General features: G+C 59.7%; 16 protein-coding genes and 14 tRNA genes. 24 read left to right on the top strand and 6 right to left on the bottom strand.

Going from position 1 to position 23,625, the window contains the following annotated elements; all coding sequences use genetic code 11:
• Window positions 1-857: 857 nt before the first annotated feature.
• The 14 genes from AC6FTP_RS17630 to AC6FTP_RS17565 all read left to right on the top strand — a co-directional run bounded on the left by AC6FTP_RS17630 (window position 858) and on the right by AC6FTP_RS17565 (window position 3,020).
• Window positions 858-932: transfer RNA gene (locus AC6FTP_RS17630), tRNA-Trp, on the top strand.
• Between the two features lie 281 nt (window positions 933-1,213).
• Window positions 1,214-1,290: transfer RNA gene (locus AC6FTP_RS17625), tRNA-Asp, on the top strand.
• 8 nt (window positions 1,291-1,298) lie between these two features.
• A tRNA-Ala gene (locus tag AC6FTP_RS17620) sits at window positions 1,299-1,374 on the top strand.
• Window positions 1,375-1,465: 91 nt separating this feature from the next.
• Window positions 1,466-1,546 (top strand) — tRNA-Arg (locus tag AC6FTP_RS17615).
• Window positions 1,547-1,905: 359 nt separating this feature from the next.
• A tRNA-Arg gene (locus AC6FTP_RS17610) sits at window positions 1,906-1,983 on the top strand.
• A gap of 9 nt (window positions 1,984-1,992) precedes the next feature.
• Window positions 1,993-2,067: transfer RNA gene (locus AC6FTP_RS17605), tRNA-His, on the top strand.
• Between the two features lie 175 nt (window positions 2,068-2,242).
• Window positions 2,243-2,318: transfer RNA gene (locus AC6FTP_RS17600), tRNA-Met, on the top strand.
• An 11-nt stretch (window positions 2,319-2,329) separates the two neighbouring features.
• Window positions 2,330-2,405, top strand: a tRNA-Gln gene (locus AC6FTP_RS17595).
• Window positions 2,406-2,412: 7 nt separating this feature from the next.
• Window positions 2,413-2,488: transfer RNA gene (locus AC6FTP_RS17590), tRNA-Leu, on the top strand.
• Window positions 2,489-2,502: 14 nt separating this feature from the next.
• Window positions 2,503-2,575, top strand: a tRNA-Leu gene (locus AC6FTP_RS17585).
• A 12-nt stretch (window positions 2,576-2,587) separates the two neighbouring features.
• Window positions 2,588-2,660: transfer RNA gene (locus AC6FTP_RS17580), tRNA-Leu, on the top strand.
• A 10-nt stretch (window positions 2,661-2,670) separates the two neighbouring features.
• A tRNA-Arg gene (locus AC6FTP_RS17575) sits at window positions 2,671-2,746 on the top strand.
• Between the two features lie 113 nt (window positions 2,747-2,859).
• Window positions 2,860-2,936 (top strand) — tRNA-Glu (locus tag AC6FTP_RS17570).
• A gap of 8 nt (window positions 2,937-2,944) precedes the next feature.
• Window positions 2,945-3,020, top strand: a tRNA-Leu gene (locus AC6FTP_RS17565).
• 173 nt (window positions 3,021-3,193) lie between these two features.
• Here the strand turns inward: AC6FTP_RS17565 and AC6FTP_RS17560 are convergent.
• The gene (locus AC6FTP_RS17560) at window positions 3,194-3,808 is read right to left on the bottom strand and encodes a hypothetical protein (RefSeq protein ID WP_497208226.1); all 615 of its coding nucleotides are present in this window, start codon (window positions 3,806-3,808) and stop codon (window positions 3,194-3,196) included.
• Window positions 3,809-3,944: 136 nt separating this feature from the next.
• Between AC6FTP_RS17560 and AC6FTP_RS17555 the strand changes: the two genes are divergently transcribed.
• Window positions 3,945-5,360 carry an RtcB family protein gene (locus AC6FTP_RS17555; RefSeq protein ID WP_497208225.1) on the top strand — a complete coding sequence of 472 codons (1,416 nt, stop codon included), beginning with the start codon at window positions 3,945-3,947 and terminating at the stop codon, window positions 5,358-5,360.
• A gap of 236 nt (window positions 5,361-5,596) precedes the next feature.
• Window positions 5,597-6,205, top strand: a complete 609-nt coding sequence (locus AC6FTP_RS17550) for an HNH endonuclease (protein WP_497208224.1) — start codon at window positions 5,597-5,599, stop codon at window positions 6,203-6,205.
• Between the two features lie 35 nt (window positions 6,206-6,240).
• Here AC6FTP_RS17550 and AC6FTP_RS17545 read toward each other — a convergent pair whose 3' ends face one another.
• A complete protein-coding gene (locus AC6FTP_RS17545; protein ID WP_497208223.1) occupies window positions 6,241-8,331 on the bottom strand; it encodes an agarase in 2,091 nt (696 codons plus the stop codon).
• Window positions 8,332-8,390: 59 nt separating this feature from the next.
• Window positions 8,391-10,217, bottom strand: a complete 1,827-nt coding sequence (locus AC6FTP_RS17540) for an FAD-dependent oxidoreductase (protein WP_497208222.1) — start codon at window positions 10,215-10,217, stop codon at window positions 8,391-8,393.
• 140 nt (window positions 10,218-10,357) lie between these two features.
• Here AC6FTP_RS17540 and AC6FTP_RS17535 point away from each other — a divergent pair, with 140 nt between their 5' ends.
• The 5 genes from AC6FTP_RS17535 to AC6FTP_RS17515 all read left to right on the top strand — a co-directional run bounded on the left by AC6FTP_RS17535 (window position 10,358) and on the right by AC6FTP_RS17515 (window position 16,552).
• Entirely contained in the window at window positions 10,358-12,607 is a 2,250-nt protein-coding gene (locus AC6FTP_RS17535) for a hypothetical protein (protein WP_497208221.1), read from the top strand.
• On the top strand, window positions 12,604-13,308 hold the full coding sequence (locus AC6FTP_RS17530) for an SGNH/GDSL hydrolase family protein (protein WP_497208220.1): 705 nt from the start codon (window positions 12,604-12,606) through the stop codon (window positions 13,306-13,308). Before AC6FTP_RS17535 ends, AC6FTP_RS17530 begins: the two co-directional genes overlap by 4 nt.
• 91 nt (window positions 13,309-13,399) lie before the next feature.
• Window positions 13,400-14,353 carry an alpha/beta fold hydrolase gene (locus AC6FTP_RS17525; RefSeq protein ID WP_497208219.1) on the top strand — a complete coding sequence of 318 codons (954 nt, stop codon included), beginning with the start codon at window positions 13,400-13,402 and terminating at the stop codon, window positions 14,351-14,353.
• The gene (locus tag AC6FTP_RS17520) at window positions 14,350-16,209 is read left to right on the top strand and encodes an alpha/beta hydrolase family protein (protein ID WP_497208218.1); all 1,860 of its coding nucleotides are present in this window, start codon (window positions 14,350-14,352) and stop codon (window positions 16,207-16,209) included. The genes AC6FTP_RS17525 and AC6FTP_RS17520 overlap by 4 nt, the downstream gene beginning before the upstream one ends.
• 157 nt (window positions 16,210-16,366) lie before the next feature.
• Entirely contained in the window at window positions 16,367-16,552 is a 186-nt protein-coding gene (locus AC6FTP_RS17515) for a hypothetical protein (RefSeq protein ID WP_497208217.1), read from the top strand.
• A gap of 5 nt (window positions 16,553-16,557) precedes the next feature.
• On the opposite strand, the gene AC6FTP_RS17510 is transcribed toward AC6FTP_RS17515, so the two are convergent.
• The 3 genes from AC6FTP_RS17510 to araD all read right to left on the bottom strand — a co-directional run bounded on the left by AC6FTP_RS17510 (window position 16,558) and on the right by araD (window position 20,006).
• Entirely contained in the window at window positions 16,558-17,826 is a 1,269-nt protein-coding gene (locus AC6FTP_RS17510) for a hypothetical protein (protein ID WP_497208216.1), read from the bottom strand.
• 179 nt (window positions 17,827-18,005) lie between these two features.
• A complete protein-coding gene (locus AC6FTP_RS17505; RefSeq protein ID WP_497208215.1) occupies window positions 18,006-18,167 on the bottom strand; it encodes a hypothetical protein in 162 nt (53 codons plus the stop codon).
• Between the two features lie 114 nt (window positions 18,168-18,281).
• Window positions 18,282-20,006 carry an L-arabinonate dehydratase gene (gene araD / locus AC6FTP_RS17500; protein ID WP_497208214.1) on the bottom strand — a complete coding sequence of 575 codons (1,725 nt, stop codon included), beginning with the start codon at window positions 20,004-20,006 and terminating at the stop codon, window positions 18,282-18,284.
• 142 nt (window positions 20,007-20,148) lie between these two features.
• Here araD and AC6FTP_RS17495 point away from each other — a divergent pair, with 142 nt between their 5' ends.
• From AC6FTP_RS17495 to AC6FTP_RS17485, 3 genes are read left to right on the top strand one after another with little or no spacing between them, the layout of a single operon-like run.
• Window positions 20,149-20,907 carry an SDR family oxidoreductase gene (locus AC6FTP_RS17495; protein ID WP_497208213.1) on the top strand — a complete coding sequence of 253 codons (759 nt, stop codon included), beginning with the start codon at window positions 20,149-20,151 and terminating at the stop codon, window positions 20,905-20,907.
• A 1-nt stretch (window position 20,908) separates the two neighbouring features.
• On the top strand, window positions 20,909-22,351 hold the full coding sequence (locus AC6FTP_RS17490) for an acyl CoA:acetate/3-ketoacid CoA transferase (protein WP_497208212.1): 1,443 nt from the start codon (window positions 20,909-20,911) through the stop codon (window positions 22,349-22,351).
• A 23-nt stretch (window positions 22,352-22,374) separates the two neighbouring features.
• Entirely contained in the window at window positions 22,375-23,517 is a 1,143-nt protein-coding gene (locus AC6FTP_RS17485; RefSeq protein ID WP_497208211.1) for a thiolase family protein, read from the top strand.
• Window positions 23,518-23,625: the final 108 nt, after the last annotated feature.

Below are 23,625 nucleotides of genomic sequence, written 5' to 3'. Positions count from 1 at the left end.
TGTTTGACGGTTTAAAGCTCTGTGGCACACTCCGCCACCCTCAGCCCAATCCATGAACTACCATCTGAAATCACTATCAATCTTCCAAGCGCTCTCCGAGCGTCGCGGGATTGCTATGTGTGGCCAGTTTGGAAGAATGGTTATGACCCAGGCCTTGAAAAGTCTTGATTGGAGCAACCCGAGCCCGGAGGCACGCGAGCAGAGGCAGCTATGAGCTGCATGGCATATTAAGCCAGCTTTTCCCAGAGAAAGCTCTGCTCGCCCGAAATGGCAGCAGGGCTTTTTCTTGGCCCGCATTCGTCCCCAACACCTTTTTCTTTTCCGACCTATTGATCTCTTCCCCAACCTAGACGGTTGAATCCCCAGCACGAAAAACCCCGGCACCTGTTTGCAGCAGATGCCGGGGCGGCAGCCAGCCTTGGCAGACTCCCGGAGGAGCCGATTTGAATGACCGAAGCGTGACCTGATGACAGGCTCGCACCACCCCTCCCAGATGTCAAGAATGACGATCCACCAAATGCGCATAGTTCCTAAGCCAAGGCTTCGGAATCAGGGGGATTATTGTCTCGATTTTCACATCACGAAACGGCTTCCCGGAAGGTGTGCCAAAAACACCGAAACATCCGCCGTGAAACAACCTGCGGGTGCGACGCCAGCGATGAGCTAAACCTCATCCCGTGCGTGGCAGCGGTGTTCGTTCTTTTATGGTTGGTCACAAATCCAGTGACCAGCCATGAAAGGGAACAGAGCGCAGGTGGAGATGGATAGGTTGCGTGGGTTCGGGGGAATCCGCTAACGGTGGAATGACCGCCTCTGTGCCCTTTCATGGTTGGACAGCAAAAACATCCAGCTAAGAAACGGCGGTGGCAGACAAGCAATGCACGGGCCTCCAAAACCCGCAGATGTGGGCGCGATACCCACCCGCCGTGCCATTTTCATGGAGCGCGTGTGCCATGCCGGCACGACAGAGGATCACTTCGCCACAGGTTAGGCGGGTAGGTCGTGTCATCACACGCGCTCCATGGCTTCATTTCCCAAACGCAGGGAGAGCCAGTGCTCTGCCCGGTCTCATAAGCCGGGCTCGGTGGGTGCGACTCCCATCCCTGCATTCATTTGCGCGGTGATAGATCGCTAAAGAGGCGACCTGGGCTGTAAACCCGGTGCTCTTCGGAGCCAGCACGGAGCATTACCGTGACGCCGCACCAGTCTCAGAGGTCCGTTAGCTCAGCCAGTCAGAGCAACCGCTTGTCGAGTGGAAGGTCGCGGGAGCAAAGCCCGCACGGACCGCCAGTTTCCAAGGGCTCGTAGTGATAGAAGGCAGCACGGCTGTTTTGCACACAGCAGGTGACGGAGCGTTACCGTCCGAGTCCACCAGTTTAGAATCCCCAGTGAGGTAAAGTAGCCTGTCGGCCTGTTAAGCCGATCGTCATCGTGCGAGTCGATGCCGGGGAGCCAAGTTTCAAAAGCCCACAAGGTGTAACGGAGAGTCTGCACGCGCCGCTTCTAACGGCAGAGGTTCCAGGTTCGAATCCTGGTGTGGGTACCATTTTAAAGACGGAGCACGTCCGGCATAGACGAGGAAACGGTCCCGAAAACCGCTGCGCCCCCAAAGCGTCCAGAGTGCGATTCTCTGGTGCTCCGCCAATTTCTTTCATCCCTCCGTAGCTCAACAGCAGAGCAATCGCCCGATAAGCGAGAGACCGTGGAGCGTCACCACGCCGAGGGACCATTTCAATTATATCGCTGGATGGCTCAGACAGATGAGCGGCGGACCGAAAATCCGCAGAGGTTGGCGCGCTACCAACTCCAGCGACCAGTTTCGCGGCATTGATGTAACAGCAAGCATGTCTGTCTTCCAAACAGAGCGCGTCGGGGCAGTACCGACATGCCGCACCATTCCACTAAGCTCCCGAAGTGTAAGAGATCATGCACGCCACTTTGCGGAAGTGGAGGTTCGAGGTGCAAATCCTCGCGGGAGCACCACTTCAAACACCCTGCATATTGCAACAGTCAGCATTCCTCGTTGTGAACGAGGCGGTGCCGGTGCGAATCCGGCTGTGGGAACCATTTTCATATTATCGTGCGCATGGCAAAGTCGTCGAGCCAGTGGTTCGCAAGTCCACTTTACCCAGTGCGAGTCTGGGGCGCACGTCCAGTTTCATCGGATACGAGAGAGCCAGCGAACTCGCTTGGTTTGGGACCAAGACAGGCCCGGGGCAGCACCGGGGTATCCGACCAATTTTGGTCTGTAGCTTAACAGTCAGAGCGTCGGGCTCATAACCCGGAAGATACTGGTGCGAATCCAGTTGGACCGACCAATCCAAAACACAGCCTCGTAGCTCAATCAGCAGAGCATGCGCCTTTGAAGCGCAGGGTTGGTGGTGCGAATCCACCCGAGGCTGCCACTTTCATGCCCAAGTAGTCCAACAGCAGAGATAACCGTCTCAGAAGCGGTCAAGTGCGGGTGCAACTCCCGCCTTGGGCACCATTTCACCAAACAGCGCTCCCGAAGCCCAAAGCAGAGGCCGCCGCTTTAAACCCGGCGTCAGTGTGAGTGCGAGTCTCACCGGGAGCACGCGTCTTCAAAGCCTGTGTAGTCCAACAGCAGAGACAGCCGTTTCAAAACCGGCCCAGTGTGAGTGCAACTCTCATCGCAGGCACCCTTTCAATGCTCCCGTAGCTCAAAGTATAGAGCACCGCGCTTCGAACGCGGAGGCTGGAGGCGAAAGTCCTTCCGGGAGTGCCAATTCAACATGGAACGTCAACCGGACAAGCGTGCCGGGACTCGTTGCTAACGAGATCGTCCCGCGACTGCGGGATGAGGAGCATGTCCTCGGCGTTCCGCCAGTTTCATCCAAAGACCCTGTCGTCTAATTGGCCAAGGCACCCGACTTTCTATCGGGTTATTGCGGGTTCGAATCCCGCCAGGGTTGCCATTTTACACGCTCATGTAGCCCAACAGCAGAGGCACGACGTCGAGAGCGTCGATAGTGCAGGTGCGAGTCCTGTCATGAGCACCATTTCGGTCCAAAGCTTAGATAGCGAAGCAGCCGGCTTTTAACCGGCATAGCAGGGTGCATGTCCCTGTGGATCGACCATTTTCCCGCCCGTTGGTGAAACAGTATCACGTCTGGTTTACATCCAGAAATCGAGGGGGCAGAACCTTCACTGGCGATTAATCCAGCATTTGCGCCTACAGATTCGATACCCGCTCAAACACGATGTCATCAAAGTCACCATTAAAGATCGAAAATGCCAGTGAGCGCGGTTTGTCATTCAAGATATGAAGGCTTACATCCGAAGGCAGATCGCTCCTTCCAGCACCGCCTGAAGCTTCAAGTTTCTTCCATTCGATTTTCACAACATAGACGTCAGACGACCGCTCCATCGTCCACGAGCCTGAGAATGAAAAATAGCCACCAGTGAACCGGTAAACACTCTCGTCATCGCCATGTATGCAGCATGCTGGGAGCTGATTTGCAGAACAGGTGCCATCTTGATTGAGAGTGAATGTCCCCGTCAGCACATCGTAACCTGTGGCACTCAGCCGTGCGGCCCCACTGGACGATAACTTGTAGATGCCAATCACTTCAGCACGCCCCACCGGGCTTCTCGCATAAGGATCGTTGAGCCACGTTAAAAAGGCAATGAGGCCAATAGAACCCACGTAAAGCCCCCAAAGAATACCCGTGCTCTTCCAGCGCATTGTAAATAGCGATGCAATCAAGGCCACGACGCAAACAATAGCGCCTACCAAGTAGATCATGCCGAGCGCCAGACTGAAAATATTCATTACCAGTTGTGACATCGCGTTGACGAAAACTCAAGACCAGCCGCAAGCCCATGAACCAACGCATTCCAATGCTGCACGGAGAACACCACCAGGGCTCCTTTGCCCATTTTCAACCATCCACTTCTCCATCACTCCAACCACCCCTTACCCCATGAACTCCCAATCACTCACCCGCCTCGAAGTCCCCGAAGGCAAGGCTCTGCGCTCAGGCATGGCCTTCATCGCTAATTATGCCCGCGAGGGCGGCGATACCTCCAGGCTGGAGGAGGAAATCAGCACCATCGTGGCTGAACCGGCCGCGTTTCTCGGCGATCCGCTGCGCGAGGCATTTGCCCGCGATCTCTATGCACCAGCTTACAAGCAGCGCGATGCACTCGCGCCCTGGCAGCAGTGGGGCTCGGGCCTCGAGGCTGGGGCGGTGCAGCAGATGGCGAATGCCTGTGCGCTGCCGGTCGCGGTGGCGGGAGCGCTCATGCCGGATGCTCATCAGGGCTACGGACTGCCCATCGGTGGCGTGCTCGCGACGGAAGACTGCGTGATCCCGTATGCGGTCGGTGTGGACATCGCGTGTCGCATGCGGCTCTCCGTTTATGATCGAAAGGCCAGCATCATCCCTGGCCAGAAAGATCGGCTGGCGAACATCCTCGAACACGAAACCAACTTCGGCATGGGTGGCGCTTTCAAAGAGAAGCGACACCACGATGTGCTGGACGAGGACTGGAATGTCTCTCCCATCACCCGTCGCTTCAAAGACAAGGCCTGGGCACAGCTCGGCACGAGTGGCTCGGGGAATCACTTCGTCGAGTTCGGTGCATTTGACCTGAATGCTGAGCAGTCCGCTGCGCTGAAGGAATCCGGCTTCGACATACCGCCTAGCGAATATCTCGCCCTGCTAAGTCACAGCGGGTCGCGTGGCACTGGAGCACAGGTTTGCCAGCACTACAGCCGCATCGCGATGGACCGTCGCTACGATCTGCCGAAGGAGATGAAGCATCTCGCGTGGCTGACCTTTGAGGAAGAAGCGGGCCAGGAATACTGGGCCGCCATGAACCTCATGGGTCGTTACGCCGCTGCGAACCATGCTTTGATCCACAAGTACATCGCCAAGAAAGTCGGTGCCCATGTCATCCTCGACATCGAGAATCATCACAACTTCGCCTGGAAGGAGACGCACGTCGTCGATGGTCAGGAGCGCGAGGTCGTGGTGCATCGCAAAGGGGCCACACCTGCGGGTGCTGGAGTGCTGGGAGTCATCCCAGGTTCCATGGCCACGCCCGGATACGTCGTTCGTGGCAAAGGCAAGCCCGAGTCCCTGAACAGTGCCTCCCATGGGGCAGGACGGGTCATGAGCCGGTCGGCTGCCAAACAGAGCTTCACCTGGAGCGCCGTGAAAAAGCAGCTCGCCGCCGCCGGTGTCGAGCTCCTCAGCGCCGGCATCGACGAGGTGCCCGGCGTCTATAAAGACATCCACAGCGTCATGGCCGCACAGACTGACCTCGTGGACGTGCTCGGTGAGTTTCGTCCGCGCATCGTGAAGATGTGCCCCGAAGGACCCGCTGAAGACTAAATGACGAATGAGTAAGCACGAATGACGAAAGAATGACGAAGCTCGAACACCCAAAGCCATTCGAGCTTCGGCATTCGTCATTTCCGGCTCCTCAAACACCTCAAACTCTGTTTTCAGACAAACTTGCCACTTGGCAAACCAACTCCGCCGCCTAGCCTCGGCGTCCCAGAACGAACACCGCAGCCCGACCCCCATCGTGCCGTGATGCTCGAGATCCCTTTCCTCAGCTAAAAACTATGAGTGACGTTCTGAACAAAACGACTGTTTTGGTGCTCAACCGAAACTGGCAAGCCATCGCCGTGAAGTCCCCTGCCGATGCCTTCAGCATGATGGCCACCGGCAATGCCACAGCCCTCAAAATCTCCGGCGACGACGACATGACGCCGGTGACTTTTGAAGACTGGATGAAGCTGCCCGTCAACGAAGGCGACAACAGCATCGGCACCGTCAAAGGCCCCGTCCGAGTGCCCACCGTGCTCGTGCTGGCTCGGTTTGACCGCGTGCCAAAGCGTCGCCCGAAGTTCTGCGCCAAGGCGATCTGGGAACGCGATGGCGGCGTCTGCCAATACACCGGTCGCAAGCTCAAGCCGAACGAAGGGAACATCGACCACATCGTGCCCGTCTCGCGTGGTGGCAAAAGCACCTGGGACAACTGCGTGCTCGCCGACAAAAAGGTGAACAGCAAGAAAGGCAGCAAGCTCCCTGATGAAGCCGGGCTCAAGCTCCTGCGCCGCCCCACTGCGCCGCGTGAGATCCCCGTCTCCCAGCTCATCCGCAACACCTACCAGGTGCGCGACTGGGAGGTCTTCCTCGGCCACAAAGGTGCCTTCGATCTCACCGCCTGATCCATGACCGACCGCGAGCCCAGCTTGCGGTCGGTTTATTTTTTGACATCAAACCGCGCATCATCCCACGCAAACGGCGCGCGCTTGCCCAGCAGGAGATCGTAGATCGTGTGGTTCGTCTTCATCATCTCAGCGAGCATGTCCTTCCACGGGCGGTCTGCCACGCTGATGAGGCCGGTGTTGTAGCTCTCGCCGTTGTATTGGCTGAACCAGCGGCCTGTCGTGGCCTGATCAACGAGCGTGAACCACTCAATGCCGATGACGAAGCCGAGCGCGGCGCTTTGCTCGACGTAGTTCCGATAAGCGAGACCGCGCTCCTGCTGCGAGCTGACCTCGCGCCCACCGATGAGACCGCTGTCCTTCGGTGAAGCCCAGAAGAACTCGCTGAGCATCATCGGCTTGCCGCCGGTCCATTCGTGATAGCGTTTCAGAGCGGCTGTATCGACTCCGTAGGTGTAGTAGTTGTAGCTCACCACATCGACATGACTTCCCATGATGCGGCAGAGCTGCTCGTCCTCGATGGTGATCGGCTGAAGGCGGCTGCCGATGAGCAGATGATTCGCGTCATGCTGGCGAAACACCTTCTCAATCTGCGAGAAGTAGGTTTCGAGGAAGGTGCCAACAAATGCCTTCACGTCCGCTTTGGCTGCGTCGGTCGTCACGGCGAGGCCGGAACCGATGAGTTCATCAAACGCCGCCGCCTTCGCCTGCCACGCCGTGTTGAAGGCCTCCACCGTGCGGTATTTCGCCTTCAAAGTAGCAACAAGCTCGCGTTTGCAGGCGTGTTTGCCATCGAGCGATGGGATTACACGCGGCAGCTCGTCGTAGCGCGGCTCATTCACGATGAACCAGCCGATGAGCAGCGGATCATTCGCACGCGCTGGAACCTCGCGGGCGATGTTTTCGGCGATCTTCGCCGCTGTGGCGGCATCGAACGGGTCCCAGACCTCGTGCGCGCCTGGAATGCGCAGCACTCCCTCCCATTCGTTGATCGGCAGATGCGCCACATACGGGAAAGCAGCTTTCGGCGTGGGACTGAAGGCCCCGATGCTGTTGAAGCCCCATTTCTTGACCCGCTCGATCATTCGCGTGGCGTGCGATTCGTAATCGTAGGCTGCGCCGAACTTCTTGATCACGTTGGCGATGTAGAAGGAAAAATGATCTGCATTGCTCTCGCGAAACGCCGTCGAGAACTCGCTGTCGATCTTCGGCAGCCACTCGTAGATGCCCTCGCGGCCCTTCACATAGGTGTAGTCGTCGTTCGGCGCGAAACCGCAGACGCCGAGTTGGAAGAAGGCATTCCCATCGGGATCGACGAGCCAGGATTTGCCGCTTTTCTGCTCCACATGGAAGAAGCCGGTTTTCTTCAGTCCCAGCGCCTCTCCACTGCCCGGCAGACCGCCGAACTGATCCAGCTTCGGCGTCTCGATGCTCGCGTAGTAAGCTTTATCCGCCGCGACATCAGCCTTCAAGTCTTCCAAGCTCCGCAGCTTGTTCGGAAACGCATCTTTGAGGCTCTGACCAAAGGGATCGATCAGTTTCGTCACGGAGGCGAGATCGGAGGTCACTTGGATTTTCGCGACCGATCTGTCCGCCGCATACGGCACGATGAACTGCCAGTGATACACCGCCCAGTTCCACTCGCGATTGTCCGTGAGCTGCTGAAAGGCGTAATCCGGCGTCTGGATGCTCAAACTCTGCCCCTGCGCGTTCTTCACCATGAAGCTCGTGCCATTCAAACTCGCGAAGTGCGGTGGCGTGGCCTTCTCCGCAGGGAAGACACCCTCCTTATCCGCAATCCGCCACGAGCCGCCCTTCGCAAAGCCGATGTCGATCAACGTCGTCATCTTCCACGACTTCACATCACCAGACACGTCTTTGAAGACGATCCCGATCTCATCCTTCCCCGCCGAAACCACACACTGCGCACCACCTTCGTAGCGCAGCATCGCACTCCCTGAAACGGCTTTTACTTCGATGATTTTGTGAGCTGGCTCAAACTCCGGGTAGCTTAGCGTAAAGCTCCCCAGGCTGCCCGCCGTGATCTCGATGCCCGTGTTCGTGGCTTTGAAGTCAGCGGCGGAAGCCGTCAAGCTGGCGAAAAGAATCAAAAACAGAGGTTTCATGCAATACATGCTTCATCGCATTTCCAGGCGGGGATGCACGAGGCAAGTGAGCCACGCGTTCATTTCTTTACCTCCGCCTTGAGCGACTTCTGCCAGTCGGGATGCCGCTTCTTGTAGTCTTGAAACGCCGTGTGCTCGGTGAGGGCGATTTTGCCATCCTTGTTCGTGTCGATGAAGGGGAAGAGCCATTCCCAGCTGGGCTTGGCGTCGCTCCATTCCTGCTGTGAGGCCCATTCGCCGGTTTCGATGCCGGTGTTGCGTCGCTGCTTGGCCTGCTGCGCGAGTGCATCAGTCCATTCGAGGATCTGGCCGCGTTTGAAAAGACGTCGGCGCAGTTGGTTGGCGTCCACGTTTTGCACGGAAGTGCTGGCGTGGATCGCTTGCGCAGCAGCGACGCCTGCGGACTCGCCGAGCACGCAAAAGATCGGCTCCATGCGTGCGGAAGCATACGCGATGTAGCTGGCGGAGAAGCACACGGGGACGAGGAGGTTGCTGCATTCGTCGGCCTTCGGCGTGATGGCACGATACGGGATCGGATACGGATGACCAGTGCCCTGCGAACCGCCGACGAACATGTTTCCCTCCGTGGCGACGCCGATCTGCCCGCTCTCATTCGTGACGACGTAGCGACGCACCGGATAAATATCCACGCCGTAGAGCGCGAGACCCACGCCGTCCTCGGCCTTCGTTTGATTCCACACATCGGCAAGCGTGAGGATGTAAGGCCCCTTCATGCGCCGCGTGAGGCGCACATAGAGCTGGTTCGGCCAGCCTTCGGTGTCGGAGTGCATCGTTTTGTCGAGGCCGAGTTCGGCCGTCTCCTTTCGAAATGCCTCTGGCACTCGCGCATCGGTGCTGAGGAAGTGGTGCAGGCCGCTGAGGTAGTCCTGATGCTGCCGCCACACCTTCGAGCGCGCCTCCCAGGTGCCGTCTTGATAAAAGCGGCTCAAGCCCAGCGGCGCCATCGTGATCAAGGAGTCGCGCTTGTAGTTGTATTCGCCGCTGTTCAGCCAGCCGGGAAAGATGTCGCGCAGGCGCTTGGTGAGTTTGGCAGCATCGTCCGTGGTGCGCACGAGATGCTCGACATAGCGTCCAACGACTTCGAAGTCCTGCGCGTTGTAGTTCGCGGGCTCAAAGGGCACGCGCTTCTGCTGATCACGCGTGACGTAGTAGCGGAAGTTGTAGGCCTGCGTGTAATCATCCGCCGCGCCTTTCGGCAAAACGTGATCCGTTTCGACCCACGGCAGCAGTCCGCTCTTCGGATCGCCCGCGACCAGATACGGATCAATCGGCGTCCAGTTCGTCGTCGGCCCCACGCCCGCGAGTTCCTCGTGGTAAGTCTCCGCAGACTCGCGCCCCACCGCAGCCATCACGTCGCCCTCGTAGCTCGCGTCGATGAAGACCTTCGCCTCGATCACCGTGACATCCTTTTTGGTCGCCGTCGGAGCGGGAATGCCACGCTTGTCCGGCGGCGCGAGTTCCAGGATGAGCTTCGTGATGCTCGCGCCGGCTTTCTCCACGCGCTGCACCCGCTGCTCATAGATCACCGGGATTTTCTCCTCCGCCAGCCAGTTGGCGAAGTCCTTGCGCAGCACATTCGGCTGCTTGCCCAGCTTGAAAACACGCGTCGCAGTCAACCCGCCCACCGCCACTGGTCCCGCGCAATCCTGCAGCGGCTTGATCCCCGCGCCAAGAATGCCGCCCACCCATCGACTCGGCTCCACGACGAGCACCGAGCAACCCTCCTGCTTCGCCGTCACCGCCGCGACGATTCCCGACGGCGTCGCGCCATAGACGCACAAGTCCACACGATGCGTTTCGGCAGCAAACATGATGGACGACCAAGTGGCGAACAGTGTGAGGAGGGTTGGGACAGGAGTTTTCATCAGTGAGCGGAGTTTTTCTCACAGAAGGTCATGACGCAGGCATCGTCGAGCAGATGATCGAACCCGTCATAGGCTTGCCGAATGCTGCACCTTTTTTGCCGATGCTTTCAAGACGATGGCAGCGTTGAATGAGTGTTCCCATGAGCCGCCTTCATTTTCCTATCACCCCAACCGTCGTCATTGCCCTGCTTGGCTGCTCATTTTCCTCACTCGTTTCGGCGACCGAGCCGTCACTGGTGGACTGGATGCCACAGGTGGAGGATCGCACTGCGCTTTGGTGGCTGGCTGGACCGCCGAGGATGTTTGGGAGTGAGGCGCGGACGAAGGAGGAGATCCTCAGTTTTCAATTTGGGAATAAGACGATGCGCTTCGACACGCAGCGTGTGCGGCCGTTGGAGGGTGGTTGGGAGTGCGCGGTGATCGCGGAGGGGCGGCGGTTTGTTTGCAGCGGGCACATGCAACCGGCGGACGAGTGGCAGCAGCCGGTGCGCTTCGTGGAGAGCGGGCGCTTTTTTCAGCGCGTAGTGATCGAGGGGCTGACCTTTGCGGATGCGGAAGGGAAGGCCTTCAATGGCACAGCACGACTCGAGATCAGCGTGTGGCCGGATCGGCTGGCGTTTCGCTTGGAGAGCGAAAGCGATGTTGTGATGGAGTTGCGCCATGGTGAGAAGAAGATGAGCGGCAGTCGAAGCGTGCTGCTGGAGGTGCTCGCGGGCGCGGCGAAGGCCGTGGTGGAGTCGGAGCTGATGGTGACGCGGGATGAGGCGCTGGGTTGTCATCGGCTGGCGCTGCCGGAGAAACCGTGGAGCAATGCGGGTGGCACCTATTACCCGGAGGAGCATCTGGACAGCATCGATCGCTGGCGCGTGACGCTGCGCAATGATGCCGATGAGCCCACGGTGGCACGATTGATGTTTACGCAGGAGAAGCATCTGCCGATCACGGGCTTCACGCCGATGCTGTGCGAGCCGGATGGCACGCCGACGGGCCTGCCGGTGCAGCTTTCGAAGAACTGGCACATCCGCGCGGAGAAGGGCCGCCTGCCGCATGACGGGTCGTGGTTTCATGGTTTTGCCTATGTGCGTGTGCCGCCGAAGTCGCGGCGCGAGTTCGTGTTCCAAATGGTGCATGCTCGCTACGGCGGCGTGTGCGCGGCGTCGCATGCGCAGCTCTGCCTCATCGGCTGGGGACATAATCAATTCTGGGATCAGGCGGCGGTGGGCAGTTTTGGCGAGAGCATCTGCTTTGAGCCGGGACGCGTGCAGCGTCGCTGCTTCATCACGGATGTGCGTCCGCTCATGACCTTGCCAGTCGAGCCCACCGCGAAACGCTGGGGTTGGGCGGAGAACTGCGGCGGCGGCGATTTCCTCATGTGGAAGGACGCGCAGGGTCGCTACCAAAAGATGATCGGCACGCGCACGGACTATCGGGCGCATGGGCCGTGCCTCACCGATGTGAGCTACAGTGAGGAATCGATCGGCGGCGAGATCGCGGCACGCATGGACGTGTCCGTGCCAGCAGCGAATGATCATCTGCGCACCTTGCTGCGGCTGCGCTACGACGTGCGGAAGCCGCTGCGGTGGCAAAGGCTCGCGTTCTTCCAAGTCGGCGCGGATTTCTACAACGACGTGCCCGCACGCCGCGTCGCCACCGGCGATGTCACCGGCCTGCGCGAGGAATGGGAGCCGCGTCGTGCGAAGGACGAGTATGATCGCACTGCGCTGCCGCTCACAGGCGAGGGTGCGTGGCTCTCTGTGCATGGCGTGGAGCGTGCCGTGCTGAAAAAAGGCCACGCAATGGCGAGTCGAGGCCTCATCATTCGTTCGTGGCGCGCCGTGATCGGCGGAAAGCCCGCCGCGCCGCATGTGTCCACCTTCTGCACCGAGTGGGGCAAAGGAAACCACAAGACCGCCGTCGAGCTTTCGCCGCCGCCCGGCCTCACCGAGTTGCAGCCCGGTGACTTCGTCGAAGCCGAACTGGAACTAGTCGTCTTCCCCGCCGATGCCGCCGCCTACTACGGACCGGACAACGCCCTGCGCGACTTCCTCACCCGCGAGGCCGACACCTGGCGCCCCGTGCATCGCGAAGCGAAAGGCAATGCGCTTCAACCCATCGCGAAACGCGGTGTTATCACGAAGAGCTATCCACTGGTCATCACCGCCGATGATGAGCAGCATGCGCAGGTCACGATGAAAGGCGGACTCGGGCATGTGCCGGTGACTTTCGCCGGTTTGAAGTCGCCGAAGGGCCATCGCGTGCTCGTGGATGGCCAACCGGTCACGCATTGGCAGACCGACTGGAATGCGGTGACACAACGCTGGCAGGTTGTGTGTAATGTGGCTGCTCACGAAGATCGTGAGATGGAAATCGTATTGGAAAGCACCCCATGAACCGCATCACTTTCCTCCTCGCCACCGTTTTTGCCTTTCACAGCCTCGCCGCCGAAACACCAGTTGAGACCGATCCACGGCTGCATTCCGATGGCAAAGGCTGGAAGCTCAACCAGGCAACCATCAAGGACCCGAAGCGTCCGCGTGTGCTGCTCATCGGCGACTCGATCCTGAGTGGTTACATGGCGCATGCGATCAAGAAGCTCGACGGCAAGGCCTATGTCGATGCCTGGGTGAACCCCTATAACCAGTCCGAGCATCTCAACACGAAGATCCTGCCCGAGGTGCTCGCGAAAGGCCCGTATGACGTGATTCATTTCAACATGGGTCTGCACGGCTGGCAGGAGGGCCGCATCATGCCGGGCACCTTCGAGCCGCTGACGAAAGGCTACGTCGAGGCCATCAAGGCGAAGCTCCCCAACGCCAAGCTCATCTGGGCCAGCAGCACGCCCGTGATGCTCGAAGGCGATGTGAAGAAGCTCGATCCCGTCATCAACGGCACCATCCTCGACCACAACCGCATGGCCGCCAAAGTCATGGCCGAGTGCGGCGTGCCGGTGAGCGACTTCTACGCCTTGCTCGTGGACAAGCTCGACCTCGCTCGCGGCGGCAAAGACAAGTTCCACTGGAACGGGCCCGCCTATCAAATCCTCGGCGACAAGTGCGTGGAAGGGGTGCTGAATGCTATGCTGACGAAGTGATGAATGAGTGTGGTTGAGTCCTCTGGACTCATCTGAGCAGTCGAGGCGACTGCACCACACTGCTGAAGTCACCATTCCTCATTCACACTACATGCACTCGAAGGCCTCTCTCGTCGCCACCTTGTTGCTGGCAGCATTCGCCTCATCACGGGCCGAAACACCTGCCACAGCCACGACGAAGCTCGATGTGACCTACAAAAGGACCGAGCAAGGCCAGCTGAAGCTCGATCTGCATTATCCAGCCGAGCCGAAGGCCGGAACGAAGTTTCCGCTCGTGCTCTTTACCCATGGCGGAGGCTGGGCGGCGGGAACGAAGACGATTGAGCGCGGCGTGAGGCTCATGGGCGTGAGGGCGCTGAATGCGCAGGGCTTCTGCGTGGCCTCCGTGGACTACCGCTTATGCACGGCAGGCGGAACCATCACCGTCCGAGATTGCGTCACCGATGCGAAGGACGCGCTCCGTTTCCTCGCAAAGAACGCCGCGCCGTTCTCGCTCGATGCGGAGCACGTCTTCACCTGGGGCGATTCGGCGGGCGGACACCTCGCGCAGATGCTGCTGCTATCGCCACCCGAGTCCTTCCCTGGCGATCCAACACTCGCAGACGCAAAGTATCGGCTCATCGCCGGCGTGTCGTGGTATGGGCCGTGCGATTTTGAGAAGGTCGAGCTTTTCACGCCGCCTGATGGCAAAGGCGTCGGAGATCGCTTTGGTTCACGGATCCTCAAAGCGGGCGCGGATGAGAAAGCGAAGCTCGCGGCCTACCGCGAGGTGAGTCCGGTGACCTATCTGCATGTCGACAGCCCGCCGCTTCTCATGATACAGGGCGACCAAGATCCGACGATCCCCGTGCATCACGCCCGCTACATGAAGGAACGCGGCGACGCGATGAAAGCGCCCGTGGAGGCCTTCATCGTCGAAAACTCCGGCCACAACTGGCGCGAGGTCGGTGGCGCTTTGCGTCCAACACTCGATGAGATCCTGACAAAGACGGCTGCGTTCATGAAACTGCAGCTAGAACGCGTTTCCAAACCTATCACACGATGACCACCCGCCGCACCCTTCTCCAGACTGGAGCTGTTGCTTCGCTTTCGCTTTTTGATCTGCCTTCGCTCCTTGCCGCTGAGGGCGTGCCGCAATCTGTGATCGATCTCTGGGCCGACCTTGATCCACGCAAGGATCCGCTGGAGGTCGAGGTGATTCGCGAGTGGAAGGAGGACGGTGGGGTGTTTCGCCATGTGCGGTATTTCATTGGCACGTTCAAAGGCAAGCCGGCGCGGATGGCGGCGGTGTATGGTTTTCCGGAGGGTGCGAAGGAAAAACTCCCGGCGGTGATGCACATCCATGGCGGCGGCCAGCGTGGATCGGTCAGCGAAGTGAAGCTGCTCGTGGAGCGAGGTTACGCAGCGCTATCGGTGAACTGGGGCGGCAGCGGCACGGGCAAGGCACCGTTCAACACCTGCGAGAAGTCCGAACCTGGCGATCCAAACACCGACTGGGGCGCGGTCGATCCCTCGCAGCTCAATGCAGAGCGCTACAGCTCCATCTTGCCGGGGCCGAAGCAGGTCTTAGAAGACCGTGAGCACCCGAAGAACAACAACTGGTATCTCCTGACGCTTGGCTGCCGCCGTGGACTCACGTTTCTCGAACAGCAGCCGCAGGTCGATGCGCAGCGCCTCGGCGTGCATGGTTACTCGATGGGCGGCAATCTGACGATGTATGTCGCTGGCACCGACCGTCGTGTGAAAGCGGTCGTTCCCGCCGTCGGCGGTGCCGGATGGCGGTGGCAGGACCATGAGTTCATCGGTGGCCGTGCACGGGAAGACCATGTTCAGGGCGATGTCGATCTCTTCCGCCGCACGCTCAGCTTTGAAAGCTACGCGCCGCTCATTCAGTGCCCGATTTTACACCGCAGCGCCACGAACGACTTCCACGGCTGGATGGACGACGTGTATCGCACGAACGCGCTCATTCAAAACCAGCCCACGCGCTACAGTTGGGTGCCGCACATGAACCACCGCCTCACGCCCGAGGTCGCCATCACCATGCCTCTTTGGTTTGATCAGCATCTCAAAGGCGGCCCCGCCTTGCCCGACACGCCGCAGAGCGAGCTTCGTCTCAAATCGAACGACGACGTGCCCATGCTGCGCGTGCGACCGGATGCGAAAACGCTACCTGTCGCCCGTGTCGAGATTTACTACAGCACCGACCCCGATCCGCGCGCCCGCTTCTGGCGCAGCGCCGAGGTCGTCAAGGAATCCGAAGGCTACATCGCCCAACTGCCGATCCACACGCACGACCTGCCGCTCTTCGCCTTCGCGAACGTTTACCACACGCTGCCCAAGCCCGAATCCCTCGCGCAGATACCCGGCCATGCCAAACCGGTCACGGAGCTTTGCCTCAGCAGCCTTTTCCACTCGCATAGTGCCGACGAGATCAAGCAAGCGAACCCGAAGCTCACCGCGAAACCGTCCACGCTCATCGACGACTTCACTCACGGCACCCGCGATTGGTATGTGCTCAACGCCGGCAACGCCACGCATCAGCAACTCTGGACCCGCAAAGTCACCGATCCCCTATGGCGCGGCCCTGAAGGCTCCAAGCTGCACATCACGCTCAAACTTCCGCAGACCAACCGCCTCAGCATCGTCCTCCAGCAAAACGAATGGCGCAGCTACCGCGGCCCGCGCCGCACCTTCGTCTGCCAACGCGAAATTCCCGGTTCCGAATCTCCGCAAACCCTCACGCTTGATTTGAAGGACTTCACCTCCCCCGAAGGCTCACCCACAAGCTGGTCCGAACTCGATCAACTCGGCCTCTGCGCCAGCCACGGCCTCCCAGCCAACGAAGCGCCGCTCTGGAAAGGCCCCGTGCCGAAGTTTTTGAGAATGGCGTGGGAGTGACGAACCGAGCCGACAACTCGCATGTCATCTTGTGTTAACCAATGGTAGCGCATCCGTTTGTAACCGCCGCTCCTTCGGCCAGTAATGGAGGCTCTGGTTGTAATCGGTTGAGCGCGGCCGCGGCATTCTCCGGCGTCGCGTCGTCGATCCGAGCCGCGTGTTTGACCATCCGCTCAGTTGGCCCGGTTCCGAAGCCGTCGCCACTGGGAGCAAGATTTCCTACGACGCAGGCAACGCGAACGCCACCGTGATCGGGGACACACACTTCATCTCATTCTATTCCGGCAAGGCACCAGACACCACAGTCGTCGTCTCGGAGATCGCGGTGCCTGCGGCGCGGTGATGCAGTCACTTCAACAACTGCATCCGCCACCACGCGGACTCCACGGGGAAGAACTGGCTCAAATACACACGGCTGAAATCATAGTGCGTGATCACCTTTTCGATGGCGAAGTGTTGCGAGATCACAAACTCACGATCAGGACACAGCGTGACCACCCACGCTGCAAAGCAAGGCTCGCGCAGATAATCCTTCTCGATGTGCATTCGCGGTGAGGCTGCGTGTTGGAGCTTGAGGCCTGCCAGAGCCACCTCGACGGCCTCAGCCTCACTGTGCTGCGGTTTCCAGGCAGCGTTCATCACGCGCCAGTCCACGTTGAAAGGCTCCGTGCCGTTCACATCGAACTTTTCGATGAGGGGCAGGCTTTGCGCGGCCACCTCGGCGCTGTGACGCAGGCCCTCGGCATAGACTTTTTTCAAAGCGGTCTCCGTTTCCATCTCCCAGAGGCCGCGCAGACAGATGACACACTCGCTGCCGGTCCACGAGTGCCGCTCGCCCTGGCCGGGATCGAAGACCATGCCGATGCGGCAGACCTCCAAACGCTCACGCTGGCCTTTGCCGACCTTTTCACACGCGGCGGCGAGGTAGCGCTGCTGCCACGTTGAGTCGCCGGTGAAGGCATGCATGGCTTTCAGGATGAAAAGCAGCCTCGGCACGGCTTCCCATGTCGGTTTGGCAAAGTCACCGCGATACTCCGATGGCGGACCGTCGGTAGGCACCTTCCACGCATGGCTTTCGAGCACCTTCACCTGCTCGATGAAGCGCTTCACGAGGTCCTGCCGCTCCGCGTCGTCCTTGGGCAAACCATCCGTCAAATAACGCCAGATGCCGTAGAGCCACGGCGTCGTCTGATCATTCGATCCCATCGGATACGTCGTCTTGCCATCCGTGGCGATGCCACGCGCGATGAAGCCCGGCGTCTTGCCGATGGTGGAGACTTTGATCAGCCCGTCGATGAGTCGGCGAGCCTTAGCACGGACTTCGTCATCCTTGGTGATCAGCCATCGACTGCACATCGCATCGAGATAGAGCCCGTTGAACATCGGCCCGTCCTCATTCGGGACGCCCCAGCTTAACGCGCTCGGCTTCATTTCCCGACAATCCTCCGGTGTGGGTCTCACGATCGCGCCTTTCAGGCCGACATAATCGAGGATGAGATTGTGCTCATCGACAAAGCGGCTCCACAATTCCGTGTACGCCTTTTCCACAGCTTGTTCGGGCGTGTCAGCACCCAGCAGCGTGGTTGAGAGCAAAAAGAGTACGATACGAAGGCTCATGCCGATGTACAAAGCGGTGTTCGGTTATTCAACAACGTCTTTTCAAGCGGCAATGACACTTGGCACAGCAACGCTTTCCAGGAGCTTGCCACCCATCGTCGCAGCCTACTGGTCGGCTGTGGAAATATGCCGTGCTCACTGAATTGGCTATCGAATCTACTTCAGCTTTTCCACCGTGATCACCACCATTCCGACGCTGTCGTGATTGCCGCCGCGCCCTTGTTGTGGCAAATGGTGGCGTAGAGCTTGCCTTTGTGCCAAGTGAGACCAATGCCGTGGAGGAAGCTGTAGCCTTCAGCCTCCTTATCCCATTTCTTGATGACAATGGAATTCGACACCATCAAGCACTGGCAATTTGTCTGCCTCCGCGAGCTTCTATGGTTTGTCCCAAAGTGGGAAATCGGCCAGTTTCGGCCAGGTCAGAAGTGGGCGCGGTGTCAGAGCTGATGGTCAGTTCAGAAAATCTCCGGTTCCGGCACGGCGGGTCCATGTTGGAGGAAGTCGAAGTCGGCACCTTCGTTCGCTTGCGTGACGTGATCGACGAAGAGCTTCGCATAGCCGCGATGGTAGCGCGGCGGGGCGGGTTTCCACGCAGCGCGGCGCTTTGCGAGATCTTCATCGCTGACGTGGAGATGGAGCTTCCGGTTCGGCACATCGAGCTCGATGAGGTCTCCATTTTGCACGAGGGCGAGCGGTCCACCGATGGCGGACTCAGGCGCGATGTGCAGGGCACAGGCTCCGTAGCTGGTGCCAGACATGCGGCAGTCGCTCAGGCGCACCATGTCGCGGATGCCTTGCATGATGAGCTTCTTCGGGATCGGGAGCTGACCCCACTCGGGCATTCCGGGAGCACCCACGGGACCCGCATTGCGCAGGATGAGCACGGTGTCCTTGGTCACGTCGAGCTCCATGTCGTCGATCTTTGCCTTCATCTCGGAGTAGCTATCGAAGACGAGCGCCGGGCCGGTGTGCTGGCAGAGTTCAGGCGTGGCGGCTGCGTGTTTGATCACGGCTCCATCGGGGCAAAGGTTGCCACGCAGGATCGCGGTGCCGCCGTCGGGTTGGATGGCGTTGTCCGGCGTGCGGATGACATCGAGATTGTAGGTCTCACAACCGGCGACGTTTTCGCCCATCGTCTTGCCGGTGATGGTGAGGGCGCTCATGTCGAGCAGCGAACTCATGCCGTTGAGCAGCGCCTTGATGCCGCCCGCCAGATAAAACTCCTCCATGAGGTATTTGCCCGCCGGGCGCATGTTTGCCAGAAGCGGCACGCGACGGCTGATTTCGTCGAATTTCTCCAGCGGCAGCTTGATGCCGAGACGACCGGCCATGGCGATGAGATGCACGATGGCATTCGTGCTGCCACCCAGCGCCATATCGACCGCGATAGCATTATCAAACGAGCGCTCCGTGACGATCTGCGAGGGCTTTAAGTCATGCCAGACGTTCTCGATGATCTGCCTGCCAGCCTCAGCCGCGATGCGTAGATGTGCACTGTCCACCGCCGGGATGGAAGACGCGCCGGGAATGCAAAGACCGAGCGTCTCTGCCAATGCCGTTAGTGTGGAGGCCGTGCCCATCGTCATGCAATGACCGGGGCCGCGAGCGATGCCGTCCTCGATCTCGCACCACTGCTCCCAGCTCAGATTGCCCGCGCGTTTTTCGTCCCAGTATTTCCAGACATCGCTGCCGCTGCCGAGCGTCTCGCCGCGCCAGTTGCCCTTCATCATCGGGCCGCAGGGCATGTAGATGACTGGGATGTCCATGCTGAAAGCGCCCATGAGCAGTCCCGGCGTGGATTTATCACAACCACCGAGCAACACCGCACCATCGAGAGGATTCGCGCGCAGCACTTCTTCAGTCTCCATCGCGAGCAAATTGCGATGAAACATCGCCGTGGGCTTCGTCAGCATCTCGCCAGCCGAGAGCACCGGGATCTCCATCGGATGCCCGCCTGCCTGGAGAATGCCACGGCGCACGGCATCGGCGGTCAGCTTCAAGTGCATATGGCAGGAGTTTTGTTCCGACCAAGTATTCAAAATGCCAATCACCGGCTTCCCGACATAGTCTTCAGCACCCCAGCCCGCCTGCTTCGCTCGTGAGCGATGTCCAAAAGAGCGGAGTTCATCACGGCCATACCAGCGCCAGGAGCGGAGTTGTTCAGGAGTTTTGCGAGTCATGCGGGGCGCGCATTGTTACGAAAAGCGGAAGATGCGCCAGAGGAGATTCCGCACGAGTTCATATCCTCTGCATTTTCCCTTCTCAGGAGCACTCGACACCCGATAGGATGCCGCTCTCTCTTCCGTCCTTTCCAACCTCATCATGATCCCCATCGACCTCAGCGGCAAAGTCGCCCTCATCACCGGAGCCTCACAGGGCATCGGCGCGCAGATCGCGCGGACCTTTCATCGCGCTGGAGCCACGGTGGTGATCAATCATCCGGGCTTTCCGAACACGGCGGCGGATGCTCAAGCGATCGCCGATGAATTGAACGTCCACCGCACCGACAGCGCCCGCGTGATCGCCGCCGATGTCTCGCAGCCCGAGCAGGTGCAGTCGATGATGGGCGAGATTCAGGCGGCCTGTGGTGGTCTGGATTATCTGGTGAACAACGCCGCCATCATCAAGGACCGCACCATCGCCAAGATGAGTCTCGAAGAGTGGGATGCGGTGATCGAGGTGAACCTGTCCGGCGTCTTTTACGGCTGCAAATACGCGCTCGAAATCATGCGCGATCATGGGGCCATCGTCAGCTTCGGCAGTATCGCGGCGATCCAGGGTTTCTTCGGCCAGGCCAACTACGCCTCCGCGAAAGCTGGCGTGCAGGCGATGATGCGTGTGCTCAGCCGTGAAGCAGCGCGCAAAAACATCCGCGCCAATGCCATCGCCCCTGGCGTGATCGATACCAGCATGGCGGCGACCATTCCCGAATCCGTGCGTGCCGAGATGATCAAGAACGTCCCACTTGCCCGCTTCGGCACGACGGAGGAAGTCGCCAATGTCGTGCTCTTCCTCTGCTCACCTCTAGCCTCGTATGTCACGGGCCAGACGATCGAGATCAACGGTGGCTGGAGAGGCTGATATGCGCGCCCCAGCCATCATCGCCACTGCTGACCAAGCCATCGCTGCCATCCCCTCGGGAGCGACGGTGGCTGTGTGTGGGTTCGTGGGAGCGGGGCATCCTGAGATGCTGACGGCGGCGCTGGAGCGGCGATTTATCGAAACCGGCACACCCAATGATCTCACGCTCTACTACTGCGCCGGGCAGGGAGATCGGGCTGAGCGAGGGCTGAACCACTTCGCTCACGTGGGCTTGATCAAACGTGTGATCGGCGGCCACTGGAACCTCGCGCCGAAGCTCGGCACGCTGGCTTTGGCGAACGAGATCGAAGCTTACAACTTCCCGCAAGGCGTGCTCAGCGTGCTGTTGCGGGAGATCGCGGCGAAGCGGCCCGGACTCATCACGCAGGTGGGACTCAACACCTTCATCGACCCTGCTCAAAGCGGCGGACGAATGAATTCACGCACCACGGAGCCACTCGTCGAGCGACTCGAACTCGATGGGCAAACGTGGTTGCGATACAAGTCGTTTCCCATTCATGTCGGGCTCATTCGAGCGACCTATGCCGATAAGCGCGGCAACCTCAGCATGGACAAAGAGGGCCTCATTGGCGAGGTGCTGCCCATCGCCCAAGCGGCAAGGAATCACGGCGGCATCGTCATCGCGCAGGTTGAAAGAATCGTGGATCAACTGCCTGATCCAAAGTCCGTGCGCGTGCCGGGCATCCTGGTGGATTACCTCGTCGTCAGCGGCGGCGTGCAGCACGACCAGACCTTTGGTGAGGTCTTCAATGAAGACTTCGTCGTTACCAGCAATGGCGGTTTCACGCTGCCGACCATGCCAGAGTCCGAGCGCAAGATCATCGGCACGCGAGCACTTCGGGAGATTCGTGAAGGTGACATCGTGAACCTCGGCATCGGCCTGCCAGAAAGTGTGGCCATGGTCGCAGCGGAGACTGGGCGGCTGAGTGAATTCACCCTCACCGTGGAAAGCGGCCCCATCGGCGGCGTGCCAGCTTCGGGCCTGAACTTTGGTTGCAGCCACTTCCCTGAGGCGATCATCGACCAGCCATCGCAGTTCGATTTCTATGACGGCGGCGGGCTCGACATCGCCGTGCTCGGCGCGGTGGAGGTGGATGCGGAAGGCAGCGTGAACGTCACGAGCTTTGCGGATCGTTTTGCAGGCGTCGGTGGCTTCGTCAATATCGCTCAAAGCGCTCGCAGGCTCGTGTTTTGCTGCACCTTCCTCGCAAAGAGTCAGCCGAAATTCGTGCGAAAGATCCAGCACGTCTGCTTCCACGGGCCCACCGCCTTCGCTCATGGTCAGCAGGTGCTTTATGTCACCGAACGTGCCGTCTTTGAGCTTACGGCTGAAGGTCTCCGACTCATCGAAATCGCCGAAGGTTACGACCTTCAAAAAGACATTCTCGATCAGATGGAGTTTGCACCGCTCGTGGCACTTTGACTGTATTGACCGCTTTGACCCTTATGAACTCTGTCCATATCATCGACGCCAGACGCTCTCCCATCGGCCGCTTTGGCGGTGGCCTGAAATCCATCAGCGCCACCGACCTCGGCTTTGCCATAGCCGATGCGGTGGTGCCTGCCGGGTTGCGTGAGCATATCGAGCAGGTCATTCTCGGCCAGGTGCTGCAAGCCGGCTGCGGGATGAATGTAGCGCGGCAGGTGGGCTTGAAGCTCGACCTTCCTGAGCATGTGCCTGCTTACACCGTGAACATGGCCTGCGGCTCTTCGCTCAAAGCCGTCGCGCTCGGTGCCGATGCCATCCGCAGCGGTGAAAGTGATCTCGTGCTCGCTGGCGGAGTCGAGGTGATGAGCCGTGCGCCGCATTACGTTATGGATGCCCGCTGGGGAAAAAAGCTCGGCGATCTCTCGATGCAGGACGCCATGTTCGTCGATGGCCTCAGCGATCCGCTGTTGAAGATCGGCATGGGCGAAACGGCGGAGCGAATCGCTGACAAACATAGCATCACACGCCAGCAGCAGGACGAATTCACCGTGCTCAGTCAAAGCCGAGTCGCTGCGAGTCGTGAAGCCTTCATTCGCGAGATCGTGCCTGTGGCCGAAGTCACGAGTGATGAGCATCCGCGTGCTGATACGACGCTCGAATCGCTCGCCAAACTGAAGCCCGCCTTCCGCAAAGACGGTACGGTGACACCCGGCAACTCATCCGGCATCAACGACGGAGCAGCGATGGTCCTGCTCGCCAGTGAAGCAGCGATGCAGAAGCACGGCCTCCAATCACGCGCCCGCATCATCGCTACAGCGGCTGTCGGTTGTGATCCTGCCGTCATGGGGCTCGGACCAGTAGGAGCCATCCAAAAGCTTTGCACCATGACCGGCTGGAAGCTCGATGAAGTCGATGCCATCGAGATCAACGAAGCCTTCGCCGTGCAGACGCTTGGCTGCGCTCGTGAGCTGTCACTCGGCCTCGAAAAGCTCAATCAACGCGGCGGAGCCATCGCACTCGGACATCCCATCGGTGCCAGCGGAGCGCGTGTGCTCGTCACGCTGCTTCATTTGATGGAAGACAAAGGCTACAAGCTCGGCATCGCCAGCCTCTGCATCGGCGGCGGCATGGGCATCGCGATGGCGGTGGAGCGCGTCTAGGCGGTGTTTGAAAACCCTCAACAACCGTATCTGAGCCAGTCGATGATGGAGGCGAATTGAATGAGGGAGAGGAAGTGAAGGGCAAGCTTGTCGCGCCTTGTGCTTGAG

The sequence above is a fragment of the Prosthecobacter sp. genome (assembly GCF_044378005.1).
Lineage (GTDB): Bacteria > Verrucomicrobiota > Verrucomicrobiia > Verrucomicrobiales > Verrucomicrobiaceae > Prosthecobacter.
This window is presented reverse-complemented; position numbering and strand designations above follow the sequence as displayed.

Excerpts from the sequence above, each read along its gene's own strand:
- AC6FTP_RS17560 (WP_497208226.1), bottom strand. The coding sequence starts at position 3,808 with ATGTCACAACTGGTAATGAATATTTTCAGTCTGGCGCTCGGCATGATC.
- AC6FTP_RS17555 (WP_497208225.1), top strand. The coding sequence starts at position 3,945 with ATGAACTCCCAATCACTCACCCGCCTCGAAGTCCCCGAAGGCAAGGCT.
- AC6FTP_RS17550 (WP_497208224.1), top strand. The coding sequence starts at position 5,597 with ATGAGTGACGTTCTGAACAAAACGACTGTTTTGGTGCTCAACCGAAAC.
- AC6FTP_RS17545 (WP_497208223.1), bottom strand. The coding sequence starts at position 8,331 with ATGAAACCTCTGTTTTTGATTCTTTTCGCCAGCTTGACGGCTTCCGCC.
- AC6FTP_RS17540 (WP_497208222.1), bottom strand. The coding sequence starts at position 10,217 with ATGAAAACTCCTGTCCCAACCCTCCTCACACTGTTCGCCACTTGGTCG.
- AC6FTP_RS17535 (WP_497208221.1), top strand. The coding sequence starts at position 10,358 with ATGAGCCGCCTTCATTTTCCTATCACCCCAACCGTCGTCATTGCCCTG.
- AC6FTP_RS17530 (WP_497208220.1), top strand. The coding sequence starts at position 12,604 with ATGAACCGCATCACTTTCCTCCTCGCCACCGTTTTTGCCTTTCACAGC.
- AC6FTP_RS17525 (WP_497208219.1), top strand. The coding sequence starts at position 13,400 with ATGCACTCGAAGGCCTCTCTCGTCGCCACCTTGTTGCTGGCAGCATTC.
- AC6FTP_RS17520 (WP_497208218.1), top strand. The coding sequence starts at position 14,350 with ATGACCACCCGCCGCACCCTTCTCCAGACTGGAGCTGTTGCTTCGCTT.
- AC6FTP_RS17510 (WP_497208216.1), bottom strand. The coding sequence starts at position 17,826 with ATGAGCCTTCGTATCGTACTCTTTTTGCTCTCAACCACGCTGCTGGGT.
- AC6FTP_RS17505 (WP_497208215.1), bottom strand. The coding sequence starts at position 18,167 with ATGGTGTCGAATTCCATTGTCATCAAGAAATGGGATAAGGAGGCTGAA.
- araD (WP_497208214.1), bottom strand. The coding sequence starts at position 20,006 with ATGACTCGCAAAACTCCTGAACAACTCCGCTCCTGGCGCTGGTATGGC.
- AC6FTP_RS17495 (WP_497208213.1), top strand. The coding sequence starts at position 20,149 with ATGATCCCCATCGACCTCAGCGGCAAAGTCGCCCTCATCACCGGAGCC.
- AC6FTP_RS17490 (WP_497208212.1), top strand. The coding sequence starts at position 20,909 with ATGCGCGCCCCAGCCATCATCGCCACTGCTGACCAAGCCATCGCTGCC.
- AC6FTP_RS17485 (WP_497208211.1), top strand. The coding sequence starts at position 22,375 with ATGAACTCTGTCCATATCATCGACGCCAGACGCTCTCCCATCGGCCGC.